Raw genomic sequence first — 7,018 nt, forward strand, 5'->3', positions numbered from 1 at the left:
CAGCGCAGCGGTGGATCGCCTGCTGGCCGGCTGCCCGCTGAGCCCCCACCAACGCGATGCCCTGGTGAGCTTCTGCTTCAACGTGGGGGCCGGTGCCCTGGAGTGCTCCACCCTGCGGCGGCGCCTGCGGGCTGGAGAGGCAGCAGCCTCTGTGATCGCCGAGGAGCTGCCCCGTTGGTGCAAGGGGCCCGCGGGCGAAGTGGAGGGGCTGATCCGGCGCCGGGAGGCGGAGGTGCAGCACGCGCTCAGCTTCGCGGATGGGGCACCAGAGCCGCAACCGCACTCACAGGCAGAGGCATCGACACCGATCCAGCTCCTGCAGGCGGTGGCTCACTTCCGGGATCTGCCGCATCAACGCCAGGCCTGGGCGCAGCTGCAGGTGCTCCTCACCCCAGAGCAGCTGCAGGTCTTTGCCACGGCCTACCGCCAGGGTTCTGCACAGCCGCCGCAGACAACAGTCCCGCCCCTGGCCACAAAGGCCGCGCCAGATGCCCTGCTCCAGCTGGCGGTGCCTTACCTGAGTCAGAACGACAGCGTCACCGGCCAGGGACCGCGCATGTGCTTTTCCTCCAGCTGCGCCATGGCGGTCGCCTTTCTGCGGCCCGGCTGCCTCAGCGGCCCCGGCCAGATCGACGACCAGTACCTGGCCCTGGTGCGCCGCCATGGCGACACCACCGATGCCGATGCCCAGGTGCGGGCCCTGGCCGATCTGGGCCTGCGCGCCCGACTCCGGCAGGACGGCCGCCTCGAGGATCTGGTGGCCCAGCTGCAGCGCGGCATCCCGGCCCCGGTGGGCTGGCTGCACAAAGGGTCGGTCACGGCCCCTGGCGGCGGCGGGCACTGGAGCCTGGTGATCGGCTGGGATCCAGAGCGCCGGCAGCTGCTGTTCCACGACCCCAACGGCGAGGCCGACCTGGTCAACGGTGGTTACGTCACCACCGCCATCGGCAGCGGTAAGAGCCTGCGCTACTCCGAGCGCAACTGGGGTCGGCGCTGGATGGTGGAAGGCCCCCGCAGCGGCTGGTGGCTGGAGCTGCTCGGCGACGGATGAAACGAGCAGGGCTGATCCGGCAGCACGGAACCGACCGACACCACTCGCACTGCGCCGATCAACCCCTCGGCCACCCAGCGCAGCGACCAGCCAGGACCAGCCGTGCTAGTACGGATGTACGCATTGCTTTGGGGGTATGGGTGTCCGTCTGCGTCGTTCCGCGCTGGAAGAAAGCGGATCCTTGGAGCAACCGATCGAGGAGTGGCCGTACCTCGATCAGGAGGTGTTGGTGCCCGCCCGCAGCCGCAAGGTCTGCATGACCTGCCACTGGTTCAGGCACCACGCCGGCCCCAACTGCATCCCGCTGCTCACCTGCCAGCTGCACCAGGGCCTGATCGCCCAGGGCGAGCACCTCACCAGCCGCTGCCAGGGCTGGACCGATGACATGACCCGCCAGCGGGGCTGGACACCGGAGGTGGCATGAGCCGCCGGCGACCGGTCGTGGGCGTGATGGGTGCGGGGGAGAGTGCCTCTGCAGAAGCCATGCGGCTGGCTGAGCAACTTGGCGCGGCCATCAGTGCCATGGGGTGGGTGTTGCTCACCGGTGGCCGGCCGGCGGGAGTGATGGCTGCAGCCAGCCGCGGCGCTGCGCGGGTGGAGGGGCACCTGGTGGTGGGGGTATTGCCCGATGAAGGGAACGGTGACGACAGGCAGAGCACGTCCGAACTGGATCTGGCACTGTTCACCGGAATGGGGAAGGCCCGCAATGTGATCAACGTGCTCAGCGCCGATGTGGTGGTGGTCTGCGGGGGAGGCGGCCCCTGCACAGCATCAGAAGCCGCCCATGCACTCAACGGCGGCAGGCCACTGATCCTGTTGGCGGTGCCGGCGCTGTGGTGTGAGTTCTTCTGCTCCTTCGGCGAGGGGGTACAGAGCGCGAGCGACGTGCAGGAGTGCTGCCGGTTGATCGAGGCCAGACTATCTGTGGCATGAGTCGGCCATCACCTCGTGTTGCCGAGGCAAGCCACGATGGTCCTCCCCTCGAGGATCTTGCCGTACTCCTCCAGAAGCGCCGAAATGGTCTGCAGGAGATGGCTCAGATCCATCGGAGGGTAAGGGATTAGGGGATCCTAGGAAAGGAAACGGAGCGATTAAAGCAACCCTGTTCCGGCAAGACTGGAGTGAAACACGGATAGTGATCCGGACCTGAGGAGAGCTTCTCCAGCGATCAGTCTTGGCCACAAAGATACTATGCCCCTTGGTACAGAGTTGTCTGTCGTGTTTGGCAGGTAGTAACCGAAAAGTTTCAGTTCACAAATGCACTCTCACATCGGTGAGGGTACGCGGAGACTTCATGAACTGGCTGATACGGCCATTGTTCGCACCGCTGGGATGGGGAAGCACAAATACTTCCACATGATTGGGAAGATCGCCCCGCTCCAGGTGAGCTCTGGCGCTCGCCAGTGCGGCCTGACCATCGCCGAGGAAGATGGCCGCCCTGAGATTTGGTGTCAGGGTCGTCAGTTCGCGTAGATGGTTTCCGGCCCGTTCGATCAGCCAGGGGGTCTTGACGTACTCGCTGCCGATTCTGTAATTCTTGCCTGCACGGAAGATCGGAAAGACCAGCCGAGAAGTGAGGCTCACAGCCTCGCATTCCGAGAGACAGTCTAGGCCAAGATGTAGCAGCAGACTACAGTGGGAAGCCTGTGCATCGAGCTGTGTCCACAGCCCTGAGAAGGCTGCCTGCTTCTGACACCGGATGAGCCTCTGCAGGGATGGCATGGCCTCGGATGCTTGGGAGAGTTCCCTCCATGCCTTATCAGCCTGGGAACGACCAGGTGTATAGCCGATCAGCAGAATGCCGGCATGGGGATGGAACAGCTCGAATCCAGGGGCGTAGTACTCATGGAATCGCCCGCAGGGTGATGAACTTATCTGAGCATCCTCCACAGTGTTGACGCCTTGCATCTGGAAGTGGTTCAGCAACTCACGGCGGCTGGGAAGCACGGCATAGATGTGCTGAGGATCAGCCACGGGCCCTTCCGTTCGGCTCTTGTCGCTGCTCCATGGGGGTAATTTGCGTTGCATCAGCGTGGCCACCCAGAGTTTGTGCGCTCCATCGTCCATTGACGAGCTGGGTGGAGAGGTAAAAGTTAAGGCCCATCGGCCTGCGGATGGCTATGGCTGGCAACGAAGTCAACCACAGCCCCCTCTGGGATGCGGGCTACGACGCCGTGATGGTCACCGACACCTCCTTCCCACGCAACCGTCATTCCCACAGGGTGAGCGACACGATCGACACGCTGGATCTGCCCTTTCTGGCGGCTGTCACCGAGGGACTGAAGGCTGGGCTGGGGGCGCCCTGAGCAAGGGGTTTCCATAGGGCAGGGAGTTGAGCTGGGCAAGAAGCCCGCAAGCTCTTGGGGGAGTAGCCAGTCCGGCAGATTGCCTCAATGATAATAAAAGTGCGAATGCGGCTAAAGAATAAGGAATCTTTTTTGATCCATCTGGCTGCACTACGGTGCACAGCGATTGCGGATAGACATGAAGTGATACACTTGCCTAGTCACGATAGAGTACTTAATGAACTCTGCCATGTACTGGGACGATATTCGGGGCCATTCAATCTGCAGCTTGAGTGGCAGTTTGTTGGATGTTAAGATTGTGGAATCTCATCTCTAAAGCTTCTTTCTCGTACGGACTGGAATAGAACCATGGCACGCTACTCGGAACACGACACCAGCAAAATCTACGAAGCGTCACAGTACTTCCGCGAAAATTGTCTGCTGCGCGACGGCTCTCTTGTATTTGAAGGCGCGTCACTTTGGCAAGCCGAGTTGCTGGGCCGCATCCATCAAGCATTTGTAGAGGCCCCCGACGAAGGAGATCGATCATTTATCGACAAACTTCGAGATCAAGTCAAGCCGGCTGGTCAGGAAGTAGTTCGCCTTGCAGGGGAGCTGCTTTGTGTGTACTTCTTGTTCCCTTCGAGCGTCAGTGGTTTCCGAAAACGGGAAGTTGTCAATGAAGTGTTTGGTTGGGTTGGGGACAGTCTTCCTGAGAGCAGTCTTGTTTCCCAGGCATTTCAGCTTGGCATCGGTAGCGGCGGCCAGGGCTACAACACCCGTCGCCCATTTGAAATCGCATTCCTTATCAAGTTCGCCATTGCCTGGAAGAAGCTCACCCCGGACGAGCAGCAGGTGACATTGAATGATCCGTGGAGCTTCCAATCGCTTGTCGATGGCATCGAGGATGCAGAGTCAAAGCAACTCCGGCACATGTTGCTCCACCTGCTTTTCCCCGACGTCTTCGAGCGCATCGCGAGTGGAAACCATAAGCGCCGAGTGATCGCTGCGTTCTCCGAACTCATCACAGAGGAATCGGATAATGAAGACAAGGATCTCTTGACAATCCGGCGAGAACTTGAAATATTGCTTCCGAATCAAGATCTTGACTTTTATTGGGCACCGCTGGCAGCCGCGTGGTACGACAACACCGACGCCGGCCCAGCGGAGGGAGCACCACTCGAGCTCATCCTGCATAAGAAACAGATCGTGCTGTTTGGGCCGCCAGGGACTGGAAAGACGTTCCGCGCCAAACGGCTGGCTGAAAGGGTCATCCGTTCAGGAGCGCTTGCAAAAATGGGGCCTGCGCGATACTTTCAGTCGCAGCCAGAGATCGAGGCAGCCATCAAGAAGAACGTACACCGGTTGCAGCTTCACCCCTCCTACAGTTACGAGGATTTCGTGCGCGGCCTGCACATCTCGGACACCGGTGCAACTGAGTATCGTGCTGGTTACCTTCCCCGGTTGATCGAGGACATCGAGAGGCAACCTAGAGAAGATCGCTTGCCGCATGTACTGATCCTCGACGAGATGAACCGCACCGACTTGAGTCGGATGCTGGGCGAATGCTTCTCGTTATTAGAGGATCGAAACCAGACGATCGAATTGCCAGCTCGCAACGGGAATGGAGAAACCCTCATGTTGCGGATTCCCGATGATTTGTTTGTGATTGGGACGATGAACCTGATCGACCAGTCCATTGAACAGATCGACTTTGCATTGCGTCGCCGCTTCCTGTGGCTGTTGTGTCCTTTTGATTCCGATGCTCTAGTGGGTGCAGCCGAAGCAAGGTGGAATGACCTCAAGTGCGGCCTTGCGTGGGATCGGGTTGAAGCTGATTTTCGGAGACTTGCAGCTGCGGCCGCAGACTTGAATCGAGAGGTTCACAACAGCCCCCTGTTGGGTTCGCAGTATGAAATCGGACACACCTACTTACTCGATGTGGTCGTGTTCCTTCGGAGTTTCCTTGGCCCGCATCCGACACGCAAGCAGAACTACCTGTGGAACAAGAAAGGCGATGCGCTTGATCCGGTAACTGAGGTCTGGAATCTGTCCCTACGTCCGCTCTTGGAACAGTACTTGTCCGGACTCGATGCCAACTCGCGCAATGCCGAACTGGAAAGGCTGGCCAAGGTGCTTCTCAAGCCTAGGGTAGTTGAGTGAAACTAATCGCCAAGGATTGCTCCCCGCTGAACCCGCAGCCGACGACTGCACAAGCTGATTGGCTACGCAAGGTGGCAGCGAGTATTCGCACCGGTGAATTTGTTATCTCGATCTCTGGCGACCGAGATGCTGACGAACCCATTGTTTACTGCTCGTGGGATGGCACGTGGTGGGCTGGCCGGTACGTAGGCTCCCTCTCATTTAAAGGACACAGCCTGACGATCGAACCTCGCTTCGGCCTGGCAACATTGAGAAAATGGCTGTCAGAGGCAACCTCACTTGTATTGATTGAGTCGCCAGGGCGGTTGCGCCAAGACGAGTCCTTCATTGTGCAGCTGTTGGCAGCAGTCTGGGCGCACGGCTTTGTCGAGGCCGCACGGCATGGACTGCCAGCTCTTCGTCAAGATGTCGCGACCAAGGATTCGACAATCCGTGGGCGACTTGATGTTGCTGCCTCGATTCAATTGATTGCGTCAAAAGGCAGGGAAGTTGTATCCATTCGATCAGAGCGTTCGTTGGATCACGCAGCATCTGATGCCATTATTGCCGCTTATGGCGTTCTGCGTCGGTGGCTTGGAGTTCCTGACGATCAGTGGATGCCCGCGCGTGGAAAGGAACTGATCCCACACTTGATGGCTGTCACAGGACCACGTCCACGCGTGCCTACAAAGGCTGAACTTGATCGCATTCGCTATACACCCATAACCGCTAGATTTGCACCGATTGCTGAATTATCCCGCCAAATCGCAAATCAACGGGGACTTGCTGCCGATCTGGATGCCGGCGGCGAAACGAATGGCGTTCTAATGGATGTTGCTGAACTCTGGGAGATGTATGTACTGAGTATTCTCCGGAAAGCTGCGACTCCGTTGGCTGTTAAGCATGGCACGCGGGAGAAGGATGCATCCAAGAAGCTCCTCAGTAGTGACGTCGACGGGCAGGGTCTCGGCACTCTGATTCCTGACGCCATCCTCTACGAAGGCTGCGAAGTTCAAGTTGTGGCTGATGCGAAGTACAAGCGCCTACACAGGTCTTCGTATTCGCCGAACGGACCCCAGCGAGAGGATCTATACCAAATGGCGGCATACTTGGCTCGATTCACCCCTTCGGTCGGCAGTGTGGCATGGGGCCTTCTGGCCTACCCTGTCGACCCATCTCAGCAAGATGTTGCCCCAGCAGAGAAACTCAGCCCTTGGAGTCTTGATCACGGGAGGAAGGTTATTTTTACATCACTGCCTCATGACGCGGATGTTGCGACACAGAAACTACGGATTCTTATTACGCAGATGACATCTGAACAATCCATCTTGTCTGCTTGAACCTGTATTTAGCCAGGAAGCGCGATGCTCGGAGTGAAGTCTTGAACACGGTTTGACAGGTTCATGTATCTCCTCCATGTTCGCGAAATGTTTCTGGCTAAAACCCCCTCCGGGTCGCCGTTCACCACCTCACTGAGCAGTCTAGAAACTCTGAATGAGCCTCCGAGCTATAGAAGGCAGGGGGGGGGGCACTGCCCCCC

The 7,018-nt window shown here is 58.9% G+C and carries 7 protein-coding genes; 6 read left to right on the forward strand and 1 reads right to left on the reverse strand.

Translation table 11 applies throughout. The features are described 5' to 3' along the window. The 3 genes from KQ310_RS10615 to KQ310_RS10625 all read left to right on the forward strand — a co-directional run. Positions 1-1,051 (forward strand): glycoside hydrolase family protein (locus KQ310_RS10615; protein WP_259721721.1); only part of this gene is annotated, 1,051 nt, incomplete at its 5' end. A 136-nt stretch (positions 1,052-1,187) separates the two neighbouring features. Further along, a complete protein-coding gene (locus KQ310_RS10620) occupies positions 1,188-1,475 on the forward strand; it encodes a galactose oxidase (RefSeq protein WP_259721722.1) in 288 nt (95 codons plus the stop codon). Beyond that, positions 1,472-1,984: a hypothetical protein gene (locus tag KQ310_RS10625; RefSeq protein ID WP_259721723.1), complete on the forward strand. Its 513-nt coding sequence runs from the start codon at positions 1,472-1,474 to the stop codon at positions 1,982-1,984. Before KQ310_RS10620 ends, KQ310_RS10625 begins: the two co-directional genes overlap by 4 nt. Before the next feature lie 318 nt (positions 1,985-2,302). Here KQ310_RS10625 and KQ310_RS10630 read toward each other — a convergent pair whose 3' ends face one another. Then, positions 2,303-3,091, reverse strand: coding sequence for a hypothetical protein (locus KQ310_RS10630; RefSeq protein ID WP_259721724.1), 789 nt, complete (start codon positions 3,089-3,091; stop codon positions 2,303-2,305). Between the two features lie 80 nt (positions 3,092-3,171). On the opposite strand from KQ310_RS10630, the gene KQ310_RS10635 reads away from it, so the two are divergent. From KQ310_RS10635 to KQ310_RS10645, 3 genes are all read left to right on the forward strand, one after another. Then, positions 3,172-3,357 (forward strand): hypothetical protein, encoded by a 186-nt coding sequence (locus KQ310_RS10635; RefSeq protein WP_259721725.1) that lies wholly within the window; start codon positions 3,172-3,174, stop codon positions 3,355-3,357. Positions 3,358-3,705: 348 nt separating this feature from the next. Continuing rightward, positions 3,706-5,499 carry an AAA family ATPase gene (locus tag KQ310_RS10640; RefSeq protein WP_259721726.1) on the forward strand — a complete coding sequence of 598 codons (1,794 nt, stop codon included), beginning with the start codon at positions 3,706-3,708 and terminating at the stop codon, positions 5,497-5,499. Continuing rightward, positions 5,496-6,818, forward strand: coding sequence for an McrC family protein (locus KQ310_RS10645; protein ID WP_259721727.1), 1,323 nt, complete (start codon positions 5,496-5,498; stop codon positions 6,816-6,818). Before KQ310_RS10640 ends, KQ310_RS10645 begins: the two co-directional genes overlap by 4 nt. Positions 6,819-7,018: the final 200 nt, after the last annotated feature.

This window comes from Synechococcus sp. CS-1328 (assembly GCF_025128095.1).
Taxonomy (GTDB): Bacteria; Cyanobacteriota; Cyanobacteriia; order PCC-6307; family Cyanobiaceae; genus CBW1002.